Here is a 17745-nt window from a genome sequence, read left to right as displayed (position 1 = left end):
TCAGGCCGCTCCCGGCAGCCTCGCGCGCTGGCCGCCCAAGCGGCTCAACCAGACCGACGCCAGGATCACCGTACCACCAATGGCCAAGCGCCCGAGCGGTTCGTCCTGGTTCCAGATCAGCAGGTTGAGCAGCAAGCCCACCGGGACATGCAGGTTGTTCATCACCGCCAGGGTGGCGCCGGAGACCAGGCAGGCGCCCTTGTTCCACCAGTACAACCCCAGCGCCGTCGGGCACAGGCCGAGGAACAACAGCACCAGCCACTGGGTGTCGGTGCTCGGCAGGTGCTGGGTATTGCCGAACAGCAGGAAGGCCGGCAATACCACCAGCAACGCGCCCAGGTAGAAATAGCCGAACCGGCGGTAGTGCGGCAGGTCGCTGGGGTGGCGGGCCACCAGATGGCGGTACAGCACCTGCCCGGCGGCGTAGGTGAAGTTGGCCAGCTGCAGTAGCAGGAAACCGATGAAGAACTCGCCGGTAACCGTGTCGAAACGGATCACCGCCGCGCCGGCCACTGCCACCAGGGCGGCGAGCAGCGCCCAGGGGTTGAAGCGGCGGTTCAGGGCATCCTCGATCAAGGTCACATGCAACGGGGTGAGGATGGTGAACAGCAGTACCTCCGGCACCGTCAGCACGCGGAAGCTGAGGTACAGGCAGACATAGGTGATGCCGTACTGCAGCGCGCCGATCAGCAGCATCGAGCGCATGAAGCGTGGTTCGACCTGGCGCCAGCGGGTCAGTGGCAGGAACACCAGGCCGGCCAGGACAACGCGGGCCAGCACGGCGAAATAGCTGTCGACATGGCCGGCCAGGTATTCGCCGATCAGGTTGAAGGAGTACGCCTGGATCAGCGCGACGATTATCAGGTAGCCCATGGTTGGCCCTCGTGGATCAAGGCGGGGACCTTAGCGGGTTGGGCCTGGGCAGTTCAACCATGGGGATTGTGGGGCTGCTGCGCAGCCCATCGCCGGCAAGCCGGCTCCCACACCGACCGCACAATTCTCAAGGACTGCGCTGTATCCATGAGCTGGCTTGTCGGCGATCAGGCCGGCACAGGATGCGCACTGTCTGCGAGCAAAAAAAGCCCGGCCATCTCTATGGCCGGGCAGGCACACCCAAAGGAGCAACAAGGTGTCAGGGTTGGGAATTCGTCGCGACTCAGGCCACCGCGGCCAGTCTGGCCTTGGCCTGGTTCAGGCCCTTCTCGTGGAACTCGCCGCTCATGTTCAGGCCCTCGGCATGGATGAAGTCCACATCATGGATACCGATGAAGGCCATCACCTGGCGCAGGTAAGGTTCCTGGTGATCGCTGCTGGCACCGGCATGGATACCGCCGCGGGCGGTCAGCACGATGGCGCGCTTGCCGTTGAGCAGTCCCTGGGGGCCGGTCGGGGTGTACTTGAAGGTGATGCCGGCGCGCAGCACGTGGTCAAGCCAGGCTTTCAGGGTGCTGGGGATGGTGAAGTTGTACATCGGCGCAGCCATCACCAGTACGTCGGCGGCCAGCAATTCGTCGGTCAGCGCGTTGGAGCGCTCAAGTGCCTCACGCTCGGTGGTGCTGCGCTGTTCCTCGGGCTTCATCCAGCCGCCGAGCAAGTTGGCGTCCAGATGCGGCACGGGGTTCACGGCCAGGTCGCGCACCTTGATCTCGTCGGCCGGATGCGCTGCTTGCCATTGCTGGATGAAGTCCTGGGTCAGTTGACGAGAAACGGAATCCTGCTGGCGGGCGCTGCTTTCGATGATCAGAACGTGGGACATGGGTGCCTCCATCGGCGGTAAGGGGTGGCGATTCGATGGAGGTGAGATTAGAGGTTGACCTATCGATAAAAAAGCGTAAAAAGTGGGATCAACCTATCGATTAATCTGTTTTATTCCGCTTTGCAGTCAAGCACGATGCGCAGCCTGATGATCTGCCGGTTGAACTTGGCGGTGACATCCACGCTCCTGCCGGCGGGCACGTTGACCCGGCGCACCCGTGGCGCCTCGGGGCCGTTGCGGAAAATGACCTTGCACGCCGCCGGCACCTGCCCATAGTTGTTGAGGCTGATCGAGCCGATGTCGTAGGCCGTGTCGTAGGCGGTGTAGTCGACCTTGACCCCGGTCAGGTCCTTCTCCACGTCGATCGGGTAAGCCATGGCCCCGAGGGGCAGGCACAACAGCAAAGCCGCACAACATTTCTTCATACGGGCGCTCTCCTTGGGAAGAGCGCAGCTTAGGACAACAGGAGCCCTGGATGAAAGCACCGCGCGTTACCCTGGATCAGTGGCGGACCCTGCAGGCGGTGGTCGACCACGGCGGGTTCGCTCAGGCCGCCGAGGCCCTGCACCGTTCGCAATCGTCGGTGAGCTACACCGTGGCGCGCATGCAGGAACAACTGGGCGTGCCGTTGCTGCGCATCGATGGGCGCAAGGCGGTGCTGACCGAGGCCGGCAGCGTGCTGCTGCGCCGTTCGCGGCAACTGGTCAAGCAGGCCAGCCAGCTGGAAGACCTGGCCCATCACATGGAGCAGGGTTGGGAAGCCGAGGTGCGCCTGGTGGTCGACGCCGCCTACCCCAGCGCCCGACTGGTGCGCGCCCTGGCAGCGTTCATGCCGCAGAGCCGCGGCTGCCGGGTGCGCCTGCGCGAAGAGGTGCTGTCCGGGGTCGAGGAAGTGCTGCACGAAGGCATCGCCGATCTTGCCATCAGCAGCTTCAACATCGGCGGTTACCTGGGCACCGAACTGAGTCCGGTGGAGTTCATCGCCGTCGCCCACCCCGAGCATGCCCTGCACCGCATGGGCCGCGAAATCACCTTCCAGGACCTGGAAAGCCAGCTGCAGGTGGTGATCCGCGACTCCGGTCGGGCCCAGCCACGTGATGTCGGCTGGCTAGGCGCCGAGCAGCGCTGGACGGTAGGCAGCCTGGGCACCGCGGCCACCTTCGTCGGCAGCGGCCTGGGCTTTGCCTGGCTGCCCCGGCACATGATCGAGCGCGAGCTGCGCGAAGGCGTGCTCAAGCCCCTGCCGCTGGATCAGGGTGGCAGCCGCCATCCACTGTTCTACCTTTACTCCAGCAAGGAAAAGACCTTGGGCCCGGCCACGCAGATCCTTATCGAACTGCTGCGCAATTTCGACACCGCGCCGCTGGACGTGCCCTTCGCAGCCCCCCCGCAAGCCTGAGAGGACCGCGCCCATGGCCGTTTTCGAACAGCAAGGATGCCAGTTGCATTACGAGGAACACGGTCAGGGGGAGCCCCTGGTGCTGCTGCACGGGCTGGGTTCGAGCAGCCAGGACTGGGAACTGCAGGTGCCCGAGCTCGCCCGCCAGTACCGGGTGATCCTCATGGACATCCGCGGCCACGGGCAATCGTCCAAGCCACGCGCGGGCTACCTGATAAAGACCTTCAGCGAGGATCTGCTGGCGCTGCTCCGTCACCTGGACACCGGCCCGGTGCACTTCGTCGGCCTGTCCATGGGCGGCATGGTCGGCTTCCAGTTCGCCGTCGACCACCCCGACTGGCTGCGCAGCCTGTGCATCGTCAACAGCGCCCCCGAGGTCAAGCGCCGCACCCGCAGCGACTGGATCTGGTGGCTCAAGCGCTGGAGCCTGGCGCGCCTGCTCAGCGTCGAGACCGTCGGCAAGGGCCTGGCCGAACGGCTGTTTCCCAAGCCGGGGCAGGCCGAACTGCGGCGCAAGATGGCCGAGCGCTGGGCGCGCAACGACAAGCGTGCGTACCTGAAAAGCTTCGACGCCATCGTCGACTGGGGCGTACAGGAACGCATCGGCCAGATCTGCTGTCCCACCCTGGTGATCGCCGCCGACCACGATTACACACCGATACAACTCAAGGAGCGTTACGTCGCCCTGATGCCCAACGCCAGACTGGCGGTCATCGACGATTCGCGGCACGCTACGCCCCTGGACCAACCTGAGGTCTTCAACCAGACCCTGCTGCAGTTCCTCGCAGCCGCTTCCACCTCTCAAGGATCATTGAGCCCATGCTGAAAAAACTTCTGCTCACCGCCTGCTCGGTCGCCTTCGCCACCAGCGTCATGGCCTCCGACAAGACCCCGCACGTTGAGCTGGTCACCAGCTTCGGCAAGATCGAGATCGAGCTGAACGCAGAAAAAGCGCCGATCAGTACCAAGAACTTCCTCCACTACGTCGACAGCGGCTTCTACAACAACACCATCTTCCACCGTGTGATCCCGGGCTTCATGGTCCAGGGCGGTGGCTTCACCGACCAGATGGTACAGAAGAGCACCCAGGACCCGATCCGCAACGAGGCGAGCAACGGCCTGCAGAACACCCGTGGCACCCTGTCCATGGCGCGTACCTCCGACCCGAACTCGGCCACCAGCCAGTTCTTCATCAACGTCGCCGACAACGACTTCCTCAACCCGGGCCGCGACCGTGGCTACGCCGTGTTCGGCAAGGTCACCAAGGGCATGGAGGTGGTCGACCAGATCGTCAACTCGCCGACCACCGTCAAGAAAGGCATGCGTGATGTGCCGGCCGACCCGGTGTACATCAAGTCGGCCAAACGCATCGACTGATCCCGCACCACACAGGGACGTGAGTCGGGTCGAACAGGAGTGTCGTCACCCATGCTGTACCGTCGTTTCGAGCAGTTGATCGACATCTTCCGCGAGGCGCCGAGCGAGGCGCCTCCCGGCAAGGTCTGGCCCTTCTATCTCTATTACCTGCGCCAGGTCTGGCCGAGCTTCCTCGCCCTGCTGATCGTCGGGCTGATCGCCTCATTGATCGAGGTGGCGCTGTTCAGCTACCTGAGCCGGATCATCGACCTGGCCCAAGGCACACCCAACGCCAACTTCTTCAGCGAGCACAGTGGCGAGCTGATCTGGATGCTGGTGGTGGTGCTGGTGCTGCGGCCGGTGTTCTTTGGCCTGCACGACCTGCTGGTGCACCAGACCATCAGCCCGGGCATGACCAGCCTGATCCGCTGGCAAAACCACACCTACGTGCTCAAGCAGAGCCTGAACTTCTTCCAGAGCGACTTCGCCGGGCGCATCGCCCAGCGCATCATGCAGACCGGCAACTCCCTGCGTGATTCGGCGGTGCAGGCGGTGGACGCGCTGTGGCACGTGCTGATCTACGCCATCAGCGCACTGGTGCTGTTCGCCGAGGCCGACTGGCGGCTGATGCTGCCGTTGCTGGTGTGGATCGCCTGCTATATCGGCGCGCTGTACTACTTCGTGCCAAGGGTCAAGGAACGCTCGGTGATCTCCTCCGACGCACGCTCCAAACTGATGGGGCGCATCGTCGACGGCTACACCAACATCGCCACCCTCAAGCTGTTCGCCCACACCGACTACGAGCAGCAGTACGCCCGCGAGGCGATCAGCGAGCAGACCGAGAAGACCCAGCTGGCCTCGCGGGTGATCACCAGCATGGACGTGGTCATCACCTCGCTGAACGGCCTGCTGGTGGTCGCAACCACGGGCCTTGCCCTGTGGCTGTGGAGCCAGTCGCTGATCAGCGTCGGCGCCATCGCCCTGGCCACCGGCCTGGTGATCCGCATCGTCAACATGTCCGGCTGGATCATGTGGGTGGTCAACGGCATCTTCGAGAACATCGGCATGGTCCAGGACGGCCTGCAGACCATCGCCCAGCCGGTCACCGTCAGCGACAGGCCCCACGCGCCGGCACTCAAGGTCAGCCGCGGCGCGGTGCGCTTCGACCATGTCGACTTCCACTACGGCAAGGGCGGCAAGGTGATCGACGCCTTGAACCTGGATATCCGCCCCGGCGAGAAGATCGGCCTGATCGGCCCCTCCGGCGCCGGCAAGTCGACCCTGGTCAACCTGCTGCTGCGCCTGTACGACATCGACAGCGGGCGCATCCTCATCGACGGCCAGGATATCGCCGAGGTCAACCAGGCCAGCCTGCGCGCGCAGATCGGCATGATCACCCAGGACACCTCGCTGCTGCACCGCTCGATCCGCGACAACCTGCTGTACGGCCGGCCGGATGCCAGTGACGAGGAAGTCTGGGAGGCTGTGCGCCGGGCACGGGCCGACGAGTTCATCCCGCAGTTGTCCGACGCCCAGGGCCGTACAGGCTTCGATGCCCATGTCGGCGAGCGCGGCGTGAAGCTCTCCGGCGGCCAGCGCCAGCGCATCGCCATCGCCCGGGTGCTGCTGAAGAACGCGCCGATCCTGATCATGGACGAGGCTACCTCGGCGCTGGACTCGGAGGTCGAGGCGGCGATCCAGGAGAGCCTGGAGACGCTGATGCAGGGCAAGACGGTGATCGCCATCGCCCACCGCCTGTCGACCATCGCCCGCATGGACCGGCTGATCGTGCTGGACAAGGGGCATATCGTCGAGAGTGGCAGCCACACCGAGCTATTGGCGCAGCGTGGACTGTATGCGCGATTGTGGCATCACCAGACAGGTGGGTTCGTCGGGGTGGACTGATACAGAAAACGGCATGGGAAAATCGGCGTGGGCTTGCCCCGCGATGGCGTCAGATCAGGCGACACGACAGCTTGATCTGACGCCATCGCGGGGCAAGCCCGCTCCCACGTGCCCCTTGATCTTCATGCCTGGCGATACGGCAGCATCCCGCGCGCCTCTTCGGCATACGCCCTCACCCCCGCCCGCTCCTGCAGCAGAAAATCCTCCACCGCCCGGCGCAATCCCGGATGCAGCAGGTAATGCCACGACCGCGTGATCACCGGCTCGAAGCCGCGAATCAGCTTGTGCTCACCCTGGGCCCCGGCATCGAAACGCTGCAGTCCTTCGCCTATGGCGAAATCCATGCCCTGGTAGAAACAGGTCTCGAAGTGCAGACGGTCGAACTCGTCCAGGCACCCCCAGTACCGTCCATACAGGCTGTCACCGCCGATCAGGCTGAGCGCCATGGCCACCTCGCGCCCCTGCTGGCGGGCGATGACCACTCGGATGGCCTCGGGCATGCGCTCGGCGATCAGGCTGAAGAATTCACGGGTAAGGTAGGGCGCGCGCCGGCGCACGGCGTAGGTGTTGGCGTAACACAGGTAGACAAAATCCCACTGCGCCTCGCTCAGCTCGTCGCCCTGATACCAGGCGAAGTCGATCCCCTGCCCCGCCACCTGTTCGCGCTCCTTGCGCATCTGCTTGCGCTTGCGTGAGCTGAGGGTGTCGAGAAAGTCCTGGAAATCCCGATAACCCCGATTGCGCCAATGGAACTGGCAACCCAGGCGTTCCATCCAGCCTGGCAACACGCCGATGGCCTCATCCAGCGCAGTGTCGGTGAAGTTGATATGCGCACCCGACAGCCCGCCCTTGCCCAGGTACTCGGGGATGGCCTGCAACAGCAACAGGCCATCGCTCGGGTCGGTGGCCAACAGGCGTGGGCCGCTCACCGGGCTGAACGGCACGGCACCCAGCAGCTTGGGGTAGTAGGCGATACCTGCGCGCTCGCAGGCATCGGCCCAGCCGTGGTCGAACACGTACTCGCCGAACGAATGCCACTTGCGGTACGCAGGCAGCAGCGCCCGCACCTCACCATCGCGTTCCAGCACCAGGTGTTCGGCGGCCCAGCCAGTGTCGGGCACCACGCTGCCACTGTCCTCCATGGCCGTGAGGAAGGCATGGCGCAGGAACGGTTGGCCGTCGGGCGCCAGCGCGTCCCAGGTGGTCGCCGGCAGGTCGCGCAGGTGGGCAAGGCTGTGGAGGCTGATCACGTTTTCCGACTCGCTGAAAAGAGAGTGCCAGTATTGCCAAGTCGACCGTGACACTCAAATGACGGCCGCTTTACTTAACAACAGTGCCACTGTTTAGACATTATTCTGTCATTCGCCCCCGCAATACTTGCGCCTGTTTTCCGGAACCCCAGAACCTGTCTAGTCAGGCCCTTTCCGAAGACATGCCAACTTGGGGGCGGGCGCTTGAGCCTCCCCACTTTTTCCAACAGGGAGAACCTTATGCGTCTTGTTTCTACACTTACCGGAGTGAGCCTTACCGGCATGATGCTGGCTCTGAGTACTCCGGCCAGTGCTGCTGTCGACGCCAAGCTGCTCGAAATGCTCCGCGCCAATGGCTCGATCAACCAGGCGCAGTACAACGAACTGCAGGGCGACCTGGCAAAGGAAACCAAGGAAAAGGCCGACCAGAAAGCCCAGTCCGAACGCTTGAGCTCGTTCGAACAGAAAGTGGCGTGGGCCGCCAAGACCCAGATCAAGGGAGATGTGCGCCTGCGTTACGAAGACGTCAACGTCGACAACCCGATCTCGCGCAGTGGCAACCAGGACCGTGAGCGCGTCCGCGCCCGTGTCGGCTTCTACAGCGAGATCAACCCGCAAGTGGACGCCGGCGTGCGTGTGGCCACCGGCAGCAGCGCCGATGCCCGCTCGACCAACCAAAGCCTGGACAACTACTTCGAGAAGAAATCGCTGTGGGTCGACCTGGCCTACCTCGACTGGAACCCGACCGCCATCCCCAACCTGCACCTGATCGGCGGCAAGATGGCTCAGCCATGGGTGAGCATGGGCGACATCATCTGGGACAGCGATATCAACCCCGAAGGCGTGGCGGTCACTTACAAGACCAACCTTGGCGCCACCGAACTGTTCGGTAGTGCCGGCCACTACACCCTCAAGGACAACGTCGACGGCGACGGCGTGCAGTTCAAGCACGACGCACAGCTGTACCACGGCCAGCTGGGTGCCAAGTTCAACGCGGCCGACACCCTCAAGTTCACCGTGGGCGGCAGCATCTACGGCTACGACAACGACAAGGAGTCGACCGTCCTGCGTGCCCTGGGTAACACCACCAACGAGTTCAACCTGGTGGAAGGCTTCGGCCAGGTGGACTTCACCGGCTTTGCCATCCCACTCTCGGCCTATGGCCAGTTCGTCAAGAACACCGAAAGTACCGACGGCAAGGACAAGGCCTGGCTGGCCGGCCTGAAAACCAAGGTCGGCGCCTGGAGCCTGGACTACAACTACCGCGACGTGCAGCGTAACGCGGTGGTCAGCGCCTTCACCGACTCCGACTTCGGCAACGGCTTCACCGGGTCGCGTGGCCACAAGTTCAAGGTCGGCTACGAGATCGACAAGAACTTCTCACTGGGCGCGGCCTACCTGATGGCCAAGACCGACTTCTCCAACCTGCCGAACAGCGATGCTGACGTAGATACGCTGCAGGTGGACCTGGAAGCGAAGTTCTAAGCGCCAGGCTCCTTTGCACCACCCTGAAGCGGGAAATGCTGACCCCATCCAGCATTTCCCGCTTTTTTTGCTCTGTCAGAAATGCTCCGGCCCTATCGCCGGCAAGCTGACTCCCAAGAGAAATATGCACCACTGTGGGAGCCGGCTTGCCGGCGATAGGGCCGGAGCAGGCGAAACGGGTATCAGCGCTTGCGCAGGATCACGCTGCCAATCGAATAACCCGCACCGAACGAGCTCAGCACACCCAGCGCCCCCTTGACCAGGTCATCCTGGTACAGGTGGAAGGCGATCACCGACCCTGCCGAGCTGGTGTTGGCATAACGGTCGAGAATCACCGGCGCCTCTTGCTCGTCCACTTCGCGGCCCAGCAGCTTCTTGACGATCAGGTGGTTCATGCTCAGGTTGGCCTGGTGCAGCCAGAAGCGCTGGACATCGCTCGGCTGCTGGCCGTTTTCATCCAGGTGCTGGCCGATCAGTTCGGCGACCTTCGGGCAGACTTCCTTGAATACCTTGCGGCCTTCCTGCACGAACAGCTTGTCGCGCGAGCCGATACCCTCTTCCGCGGCGCGGTTGAGGAAGCCGAAGTTGTTGCGGATGTTGTTGGAAAACGCGGTCCACAGCTTGGTGCTGACAATATCGAACTGGTGCGCGGAGGTGGCCAGGTCGGCACGCTCGATCAGTACCGCGGTGGCGGCGTCACCGAAAATGAAGTGGCTGTCGCGGTCACGGAAGTTCAAGTGACCGGTGCAGATTTCCGGGCTGACCACCAGCACCGCGCGGGCCTGGCCCAACTGCACGCTGTTGGCTGCCGTCTGGATACCGAAGGTGGCCGACGAGCAGGCGACGTTCATGTCGAAGGCGAAGCCCTCGATACCGAGCGCCTGCTGCACTTCGATGGCAATGGCCGGGTACGGGCGCTGCAGGTTGGAGCAGGCGACAATCACCCCGTCGACATCGGCGGCGGTGCGCCCGGCACGTTCCAGCGCCTGACGCGCAGCGGCAACGCCCATTTCGCAGAGAATCGACTGTTCGTCGTTGGAACGCTCAGGCAGGCGCGGTTTCATGCGCTGCGGGTCGAGGATGCCGGCCTTGTCCATGACGAAGCGGCTCTTGATGCCCGAGGCCTTTTCAATGAAGGCGGCATCGGACAGCGGCGCCGCCTCGACTTCGCCACGCTCGATGGCGGCGGCATTGTCACGGTTGAAGCGCTGTGCCCAGGTGTTGAAGGACTCCACCAGTTCTTCGTTGGAAATGCTCTGGGCCGGGGTATACAGGCCGGTGCCGCTGATGACGACGTTGTGCACGGTCGTTCCTCTGGTCAAAGGCCATCGCCATGCGGCGCAGGCCGGGAAAAGGGCAACATAATGGCACCTTGGTACCAATTCATGGACGAGGGCTGCGCCCTCGATCGCTGGCAAACCAGCTCCCACAGTTCAATACGTCCCCTGTGGGAGCTGGCTTGCCAGCGATGGGCCGCAAAACGACCCAAAATTCCGTCAAGTTTGCCACAAGTTGCAACGGTTAGGCTTCCACCTGACTCCACTGCTTGCTCAGTCGCTTGTCGGAAACCGGCACCTTGGTACCCAATTGCTGGGCAAACAACGACACCCGGTACTCCTCCAGCAGCCAGCGGTACAAGGTCAGTTGCTCATCGCGCTTGCCTTCCTGGGCATGCTTGTCGGCACGGGCCTGGTATTGCGCCCAGCAATTGGCCAGCTCGCCACTCCACACCCGGTCCTTCTGTACCTGCGACCCCAGCTTCTCCAGGCGCAGTTCCACTGCCTTGAGATACCGCGGCAATTCCTTGAACCAGGCCCCCGGCGTCTCGCGCACGAAGCCCGGATACACCAGGTTGGCCAGTTGCTGCTTGATATCGTTGAGCGCCACCGCCTGGCTCAGGTCGATCTTGCCCTTGAAGCGCTTCTGCAAGCCATGCCATAGCTTGAGCACCTCCAAGGTCAGGCGCGCCAGGCGCTCGGCATGCTCGCTCCAATTGCCACGCTTGCGTTCGGCCAGCGAGGCCAGAGCGGCGCCATCACGGGGCAGCGGGTCTTCGCCTTCGAGCACGCAACTGTCGAGACTGGCCAACAGGATATCCTCCACCAGCGCCTCGACCCGGCCCAATTCGCGATACAGCAGGCCCAATTCGGTCAGCCCTGGCAGCTTGCCGCGCAGGAACTTGGCCGGCTCGGCCAGCTGTTGCAGCAACAGGCGCTGCAGGGCACGTCGGTGCTGGAACTCGGCCTCGGCCTGGGTCGAGAACCGCCCCTCGCGTACCGTGCCGTTGTCTTCCACCAGTGCCGGGTACACGGTCATCGACAGCCCGGCGATCTTCTGCTGGGCGGTCTGCGCCACTTGCTCGAAGACCTTGGCCTGTACCGGCTGTTCGGCTTTGTCGTTGCGCGGCAAGGCCAGGGCGGCCTGGCTGGCGGCGGCAAAACGGGCAGTCAGCTCAGCCAGGTCGCGGCCCTCGCCGAGGAACTTGCCCTGGGCGTCGACCACTTCGATGTTCATGCGCAGATGGCCTTCGACCAGCCCGGTCGCTTCCGCCCAGGCCTCGTCAGACACCCGCGCCCCGGTCATGCGCAGCAGCTCATGGCCCAGTGCCTGGGGCAACGCGCCCTGGCCGAAGACCATGCGCGACAGTGCCGCCTTGACGAAGTCCGGCACCGGCACGAAGTTCTTGCGCAAGGCCTTGGGCAGGTTGCGCACCAGGGCGATGCACTTGGCCTCGAGCAGGCCCGGCACCAGCCATTCCAGGCGTTCGCCCGGCAGGTTGGGCAGCAACGGCGCCGGCACCCGTACGGTGACGCCGTCACGGGGGTGGTTCGGTTCGAAGTGGTAGCTCAGCGATAGGCGCAATTCGCCCACCTGCAGATGGTCGGGGTACTGCGCTGCAGTGACCTCGCTGGCCTCGCGGGCCAGTACGTCCTCCTCGCGCATGATCAGCAAGTTGGCGTCCTTCTGGCTGGTCATCCGGTACCAGGCATCGAAGGTCGCGGTCTGGTGGATCTCCGCGGGCAGGCGCGCTTCGTAGAAGGCGTAAAGGGTTTCTTCGTCAGCCAGAATGTCGCGCCGGCGGGCCTTGGCCTCCAGTTCGTCGAGCTGCTCCAGCAGGCGCTTGTTGGCCGCCAGGCACTTGGCCCGGGACTGGATCTCGCCGCCGACCAGGCCATCGCGGATGAACAGCTCGCGGGAAGTGACGGGGTCGATCGGACCGAAATGCACCGGGCGGCGTCCGACCAGGATCAACCCGTACAAGGTGATCTGCTCGTAGGCCACCACCTGGCCGCGCTTCTTCTCCCAGTGCGGTTCGAAGTGGTTCTTCTTGATCAGGTGGGTGGCCAGCGGCTCGATCCAGTCCGGCTCGATCTTGGCCACCATGCGCGCATACAGCTTGGTGGTTTCCACCAGTTCGGCGGCCATCACCCACTGCGGCCGCTTGCGGCCAATGCCCGACGACGGGTGAATCCAGAACCGCCGCTGGCGTGCGCCCTGGTAGTCGCCCTCCTCGGTCTTCTGGCCGATCTGGCTGAGCAGGCCGCTGAGAATCGCCTTGTGCATGCGCTGGTAGTCGCAGGCATCCTTGTTCATCGTCAATTGCAGGTCGCGGCAGATCAGCGCCAGCTGGCGGTGGGCGTCGCGCCACTCGCGCAAGCGCAAGTAGTTGAGGAAGTTCTTGCGGCACCAGTTGCGCAGCGGGTTGGCGGTCAGCGCCTGGCGCTGCTCCTCGAAACCGCGCCACAGGTTGACCAGCGCGGCGAAGTCGGAATCGACATCCTTCCACTGGGCATGGGCCTGGTCGGCGGCCTGCTGACGCTCCGGTGGGCGTTCGCGCGGGTCCTGCACAGACAGTGCGCTGGCGACAATCAGCACTTCCTGCAGGCTGCCCTGGCGGGCACCTTCGAGCAGCATGCGACCCATACGAGGGTCGATCGGCAGACGCGCCAGCTGGCGGCCCAGCGGCGTCAGCTGGTTCTCGCGGTTGACCGCCGACAGTTCCTGCAACAGGTTGAAGCCGTCGCTGATGGCCTTGCCATCCGGCGGCTCGATGAACGGGAAGGCATCGATGGCGCCGAGACGTAGGTGCAGCATCTGCAGGATCACCGCCGCCAGGTTGGTGCGCAGGATCTCCGGATCGGTGAACGCCGGCCGGCCGTTGAAATCGTCCTCGCTGTACAGGCGGATGCAGATGCCCGGCTCGACCCGGCCGCAGCGGCCTTTACGCTGGTTGGCGCTGGCCTGGGACACCGCCTCAATGGGCAGGCGCTGGACCTTTGCGCGGTAGCTGTAGCGGCTGATACGCGCGGTGCCGCTGTCTATCACGTAGCGGATGCCCGGCACGGTCAGCGAGGTTTCGGCGACGTTGGTCGCCAGCACCACGCGCCGGCCGCTGTGGGACTGGAAGATCCGCTGCTGCTCGGCCGGCGACAGCCGCGCATACAGCGGCAAAATCTCGGTGTGGCGCAACTGCGCCTTGCGCAGGATCTCGGCGGCGTCGCGGATCTCGCGCTCGCCGGGCAGGAACACCAGTACATCGCCCGGGCCCTTGCCCTGGCTGCGCTCGTACTGGGCGATCTCGTCGAGGCTGGCGAGGATCGCCTGGTCAACGGAAAGGTCGTCCTCGACCTGGTTGCCCTCCTCATCCTGTTCGCTGGTCAGCGGGCGGTACCAGGTTTCCACCGGGTAGGTACGGCCGGACACCTCGATGATCGGCGCGCCGTCGAAGTGCTTGGAGAAGCGCTCCAGGTCGATAGTCGCCGAGGTGATGATCAGCTTCAGGTCAGGGCGGCGGTGCAGCAAGGTCTTGAGGTAGCCGAGCAGGAAATCGATGTTCAGGCTGCGCTCGTGAGCCTCGTCGACGATGATCGTGTCGTAGCGTTCGAGGAAGCGGTCGTGCTGGGTCTCCGCCAGCAGGATACCGTCGGTCATCAGCTTGACCAGGGTGTTCGAATCGCTCTGGTCCTCGAAGCGCACCTGGTAGCCCACCAGCGCCCCCAACGGCGTGCCCAGCTCCTCGGCGACCCGCGCCGCGACGCTGCGCGCGGCGATTCGCCGAGGCTGGGTGTGGGCGATCAGGCCGTGGCTGCCACGGCCCAACTCCAGGCAGATCTTCGGCAACTGGGTGGTCTTGCCCGAACCTGTCTCGCCGGCGATGACCAACACCTGGTGCTCGGCCAGGGCCTTCTTGATCTCGTCGCGCTTGGCGGCGATGGGCAGGTTGTCGTCGTAGCGAATGCTCGGCACGCTCTGCTGGCGCGCGGTGACCTGGGCGCAGGAGGCCTGGACCTTTTCCACCCACTGCGCGAGCTTGCCCTCGTCGGGGCGCTTGCGCAGCTCGTGCAATTGCCGGCGCAACCGATGGCGGTCGGCGATCATGGCGTGGTCGAGGTTCTTCAGCAGTTGGTCGATGGCGTGGTCTGTCATGGGGCTTTTTAATGATGCAGGCGAGTGCTGCTTTTTCATGATCGGCAGGCGTAAGAGGCGCGATTGTCGCAGATTTGCCCGCGGGATGCTGCCTGTTGCGGCTCTGGCGCAGGTCAAGCCCGACACGGGCCCTGCACGAATGTTTAGCTCCCACCGGAATGAACGTCGCCATTCACTGATTTAATCAACCTTACCGGCCATGTGAGTATCGAGAGATGCTTCCCACCCCGATGATCGCCCGCCCGCTGCCCCACCCTTCGCTGCCGAAGGCCAGGGCCTGTGTCGGAGAAAATCCGCTGGTGCACATCATCCTCGCCTTCTGGGCGCTGTGGCATTGTCGTCACGCGCGCCCACCGGACACTTCGCTTACGCACCCCTGACCCGACCCGGCCACCCTTGGCCGATTGACTCAGCCTGACCGCTCGCCTGCGCGGCGGTCCTGCGTGCCCCAGAGCGAATCCACCATGCACTTTGCCCCCGCAGAGCAAGCCAGGCGTTTCCTGGCCGACAACCCCGATATCGACCTGATCGAACTGTTCATCCTCGACGCCAACGGCGTACCCCGCGGCAAGCTGCTGCACCGCGAGGAACTGCTGGCCGTGTTCGACAGCGGCCGCCCGCTGCCCAGCACCATCCTCGGCCTGACCCTCAACGGCGATGATGTGGAAGACTCCGGTCTGGTCTGGGACGTCGGCGACATCGACTGCCGCGCCTACCCGCTGGATGGCAGCCTGGTGCGCCTGCCCTGGCGCCGGGTGCCGACCGCCGCCGTGCAGGTCAGCATGCACCCCAGCGAAGGCCTGCCGGCCAGCGTCGCCGATCCGCGCCATGTGCTGCTGCGGGTGATCGACGCCCTCAAGGCCGATGGCTTCCACCCGGTGATGGCTTGCGAGCTGGAGTTCTACCTGCTCGACCAGCAGCGCGATAGCCAGGGCCGGCCACAGCCGGCGCTGGACAGCGACGGCGGCCGCCCGCGCGGTACCCAGGTCTATGGCTTGCGCGAGCTGGAGCAGATCGAACCGTTCCTTGCCGATCTGTATGCTGCCTGCAAGGCTCAGGACATCCCTGTGCGCACGGCGATCTCCGAGTACGCCCCGGGGCAGGTGGAAATTACCCTGGAGCACGGCGATGCGCTCCAGGCCATGGACCAGGCCGTGCGCTACAAGCGCCTGGTCAAGGGCATTGCCAATGCCCATGGCATGCAGGCCTGCTTCATGGCCAAGCCGTTCGCGCAACTGGCCGGTACCGGCATGCACATGCACCTGAGCCTGGCGGACGCCGCTGGCAACAACCTGTTCGCCAGCGAAGACAAGGCCGGCACCCCACTGTTGCGCCAGGCGGTGGCCGGCATGCTGCGCCACCTGCGTGAGTCGCTGCTGTTGTTCTGCCCCAACGCCAACTCGTTCCGCCGCTTCCAGGCCAACAGCTATGCCCCGCTGGCGCCGACCTGGGGCGTGGACAACCGCACCGTCAGCCTGCGCGTGCCCGGCGGCCCGGCCAACAGCCGGCATGTGGAGCACCGCATCTGCGGCGCCGACGCCAACCCCTACCTGGCCGCCGCCGCGATACTGGCTGCCACGCACCAGGGCATCCGCGAACAGCTCGATCCCGGCGCGCCAGTCGAAGGCAACGGCTATGCCCAGGCCAGCGAGTACCTGCCCACCGACTGGCTGACTGCCCTGGAAGCCCTGGAGCAGTCGGCCTGGGCCAGGGAGGCGCTGGGCGAGGCCTTCCTCGGCGTGTACCTGAAGGTCAAGCGCGCCGAGTACCGCCAGTTCATGGCCGAAGTCGGCGAGCAGGACTGGCGCTGGTACCTGCATCAGGCCTGACAGACGAACTACAACAAGGAACACCCATGAACGCAGCACTGAACAACAGGCCGGCCCAGCGCGCGCCGTCCTACTACAGCGCCACCCTCAATGACGCGACCGAATACCCCACGCTCAGGGGCACGGTACAGGTGGACGTGGCGATCATCGGCGGCGGCTTCACCGGCGTGGCCACTGCGGTGGAGCTGGCCGAACGTGGCCTGAAAGTAGCCATCGTCGAGACCAATCGCGTCGGCTGGGGCGCCAGTGGGCGCAATGGTGGCCAGGTCACCGGCAGCCTGTCGGGCGACGAGGCCATGCGCACGCAGATGCGCGACCGTCTGGGCGCCGAGGTGGACGACTTCATCTGGCACCTGCGCTGGCGCGGCCACCAGATCATCGAGCAGCGCGTCGAACGCTACGGCATCCAGTGCGACCTCAAGCACGGCCACCTGCACGCGGCGATGAAACCGTCGCACATGACCGAACTGCGCGCCTTCGAGGCCGAAGCCCAGCGCCGTGGCATGGGCGACCTGGTGCAACTGCTCGATCGCGACGCCATGCAACAGCACCTGCAGAGCCCGCTGTACCTTGGCGCCTTGAAGAACCGCCGCAACCTGCACCTGCATCCGCTCAACCTGTGCCTGGGCGAGGCCCGCGCCGCCCATGGCCTCGGCGCGCTGGTGTTCGAGAATTCCGAAGTGCTGGAGATCATCCACGGCCCTCGTCCGGCCGTGGTCACGGCCCAGGGACGGATCGAGGCACGCCAGGTGATGCTGGCCGGCGACGTCTACCACAAGCTGGAAAAACGCCAGCTCAAGGGCAAGATCTTCCCGGCCATGGGCGGCATCGTCACCACCGCGCCACTGGGCGACCTGGCCGGCCAGATCAACCCGCAGGACCTGGCGGTGTACGACTGCCGCTTCGTTCTCGACTACTACCGCCTGACCGCCGACAAACGCCTGCTGTTCGGCGGCGGCGCCAACTACTCCGGGCGCGACTCACGAGATATCGAAGGCGAACTGCGTCCGTGCATCGAGCGTACCTTCCCGGCGCTCAAGGGCGTGCCGATCGAATTCCAATGGAGCTGCGCGATGGGCATCGTGGTCAACCGCATCCCGCAGCTGGGCAAGCTGTCGGACAACGTCTGGTACTGCCAGGGGTACTCCGGGCACGGCATCGCTACCAGCCACATCATGGGCGAGATCATGGCCGAGGCACTGACGGGGACGCTGGGGAATTTCGATACCTTTGCGGCGTGCAAGCACATCAAGGTGCCGATGGGAGACTTGCTGGGGAATCCGCTGCTGGCGGCGGGGATGTGGTACTACCAGATGCTGGAAAAGTTGCGCTGAGTTT

The 17745-nt window shown here is 64.6% G+C and carries 13 protein-coding genes; 7 read left to right on the top strand and 6 right to left on the bottom strand.

What is annotated here, in order from left to right:
• The 3 genes from ACZ9C1_RS25720 to ACZ9C1_RS25710 form a co-directional block, all read right to left on the bottom strand.
• Positions 1–873 (bottom strand): carboxylate/amino acid/amine transporter, encoded by an 873-nt coding sequence (locus ACZ9C1_RS25720; RefSeq protein ID WP_102684417.1) that lies wholly within the window; start codon positions 871–873, stop codon positions 1–3.
• A 283-nt stretch (positions 874–1156) separates the two neighbouring features.
• Entirely contained in the window at positions 1157–1756 is a 600-nt protein-coding gene (locus tag ACZ9C1_RS25715; protein WP_102684416.1) for an FMN-dependent NADH-azoreductase, read from the bottom strand.
• Between the two features lie 110 nt (positions 1757–1866).
• Positions 1867–2181 (bottom strand): 3-phosphoglycerate kinase, encoded by a 315-nt coding sequence (locus ACZ9C1_RS25710; RefSeq protein WP_139672940.1) that lies wholly within the window; start codon positions 2179–2181, stop codon positions 1867–1869.
• Positions 2182–2231: 50 nt separating this feature from the next.
• Between ACZ9C1_RS25710 and ACZ9C1_RS25705 the strand changes: the two genes are divergently transcribed.
• Genes ACZ9C1_RS25705 through ACZ9C1_RS25690 form a run of 4 tightly spaced genes read left to right on the top strand, consistent with a single transcriptional unit; the run spans position 2232 to position 6416 of the window.
• Positions 2232–3155 carry a LysR family transcriptional regulator gene (locus ACZ9C1_RS25705; RefSeq protein WP_028693074.1) on the top strand — a complete coding sequence of 308 codons (924 nt, stop codon included), beginning with the start codon at positions 2232–2234 and terminating at the stop codon, positions 3153–3155.
• Positions 3156–3168: 13 nt separating this feature from the next.
• Positions 3169–3981 carry an alpha/beta fold hydrolase gene (locus ACZ9C1_RS25700; protein WP_476254522.1) on the top strand — a complete coding sequence of 271 codons (813 nt, stop codon included), beginning with the start codon at positions 3169–3171 and terminating at the stop codon, positions 3979–3981.
• Positions 3975–4532: a peptidylprolyl isomerase gene (locus tag ACZ9C1_RS25695; protein ID WP_476254521.1), complete on the top strand. Its 558-nt coding sequence runs from the start codon at positions 3975–3977 to the stop codon at positions 4530–4532. The genes ACZ9C1_RS25700 and ACZ9C1_RS25695 overlap by 7 nt, the downstream gene beginning before the upstream one ends.
• Before the next feature lie 51 nt (positions 4533–4583).
• Positions 4584–6416 (top strand): ABC transporter ATP-binding protein, encoded by a 1833-nt coding sequence (locus tag ACZ9C1_RS25690; RefSeq protein WP_102684412.1) that lies wholly within the window; start codon positions 4584–4586, stop codon positions 6414–6416.
• Between the two features lie 122 nt (positions 6417–6538).
• Here ACZ9C1_RS25690 and ACZ9C1_RS25685 read toward each other — a convergent pair whose 3' ends face one another.
• Positions 6539–7666, bottom strand: coding sequence for a GNAT family N-acetyltransferase (locus ACZ9C1_RS25685; protein ID WP_277503166.1), 1128 nt, complete (start codon positions 7664–7666; stop codon positions 6539–6541).
• A 240-nt stretch (positions 7667–7906) separates the two neighbouring features.
• Here ACZ9C1_RS25685 and ACZ9C1_RS25680 point away from each other — a divergent pair, with 240 nt between their 5' ends.
• Entirely contained in the window at positions 7907–9151 is a 1245-nt protein-coding gene (locus ACZ9C1_RS25680) for a putative porin (protein ID WP_476254520.1), read from the top strand.
• Positions 9152–9333: 182 nt separating this feature from the next.
• On the opposite strand, the gene ACZ9C1_RS25675 is transcribed toward ACZ9C1_RS25680, so the two are convergent.
• Both ACZ9C1_RS25675 and hrpA read right to left on the bottom strand, forming a co-directional pair.
• On the bottom strand, positions 9334–10455 hold the full coding sequence (locus ACZ9C1_RS25675) for a beta-ketoacyl-ACP synthase III (protein ID WP_277503165.1): 1122 nt from the start codon (positions 10453–10455) through the stop codon (positions 9334–9336).
• A 217-nt stretch (positions 10456–10672) separates the two neighbouring features.
• Positions 10673–14578, bottom strand: coding sequence for an ATP-dependent RNA helicase HrpA (gene hrpA / locus ACZ9C1_RS25670; RefSeq protein WP_476254519.1), 3906 nt, complete (start codon positions 14576–14578; stop codon positions 10673–10675).
• A gap of 464 nt (positions 14579–15042) precedes the next feature.
• On the opposite strand from hrpA, the gene ACZ9C1_RS25665 reads away from it, so the two are divergent.
• On the top strand, positions 15043–16407 hold the full coding sequence (locus tag ACZ9C1_RS25665) for a glutamine synthetase family protein (RefSeq protein ID WP_457378536.1): 1365 nt from the start codon (positions 15043–15045) through the stop codon (positions 16405–16407).
• A 26-nt stretch (positions 16408–16433) separates the two neighbouring features.
• Complete coding sequence (locus tag ACZ9C1_RS25660) at positions 16434–17741, top strand: NAD(P)/FAD-dependent oxidoreductase (protein WP_476254518.1); 1308 nt, start codon at positions 16434–16436, stop codon at positions 17739–17741.
• The last annotated feature ends 4 nt before the right edge of the window (positions 17742–17745 follow it).

Source organism: Pseudomonas sp. TE21435 (assembly GCF_056279265.1).
The sequence above is the reverse complement of the archived record's forward strand: the minus strand, read 5'-3'. Positions and strand labels throughout refer to the sequence as shown.

Bases quoted from the DNA above. Each gene is read 5' to 3' on its own strand.
- hrpA (WP_476254519.1), bottom strand. From the start codon at position 14,578: ATGACAGACCACGCCATCGACCAACTGCTGAAGAACCTCGACCACGCC.
- ACZ9C1_RS25665 (WP_457378536.1), top strand. From the start codon at position 15,043: ATGCACTTTGCCCCCGCAGAGCAAGCCAGGCGTTTCCTGGCCGACAAC.
- ACZ9C1_RS25710 (WP_139672940.1), bottom strand. From the start codon at position 2,181: ATGAAGAAATGTTGTGCGGCTTTGCTGTTGTGCCTGCCCCTCGGGGCC.
- ACZ9C1_RS25660 (WP_476254518.1), top strand. From the start codon at position 16,434: ATGAACGCAGCACTGAACAACAGGCCGGCCCAGCGCGCGCCGTCCTAC.
- ACZ9C1_RS25720 (WP_102684417.1), bottom strand. From the start codon at position 873: ATGGGCTACCTGATAATCGTCGCGCTGATCCAGGCGTACTCCTTCAAC.
- ACZ9C1_RS25700 (WP_476254522.1), top strand. From the start codon at position 3,169: ATGGCCGTTTTCGAACAGCAAGGATGCCAGTTGCATTACGAGGAACAC.
- ACZ9C1_RS25715 (WP_102684416.1), bottom strand. From the start codon at position 1,756: ATGTCCCACGTTCTGATCATCGAAAGCAGCGCCCGCCAGCAGGATTCC.
- ACZ9C1_RS25695 (WP_476254521.1), top strand. From the start codon at position 3,975: ATGCTGAAAAAACTTCTGCTCACCGCCTGCTCGGTCGCCTTCGCCACC.
- ACZ9C1_RS25680 (WP_476254520.1), top strand. From the start codon at position 7,907: ATGCGTCTTGTTTCTACACTTACCGGAGTGAGCCTTACCGGCATGATG.
- ACZ9C1_RS25690 (WP_102684412.1), top strand. From the start codon at position 4,584: ATGCTGTACCGTCGTTTCGAGCAGTTGATCGACATCTTCCGCGAGGCG.
- ACZ9C1_RS25705 (WP_028693074.1), top strand. From the start codon at position 2,232: ATGAAAGCACCGCGCGTTACCCTGGATCAGTGGCGGACCCTGCAGGCG.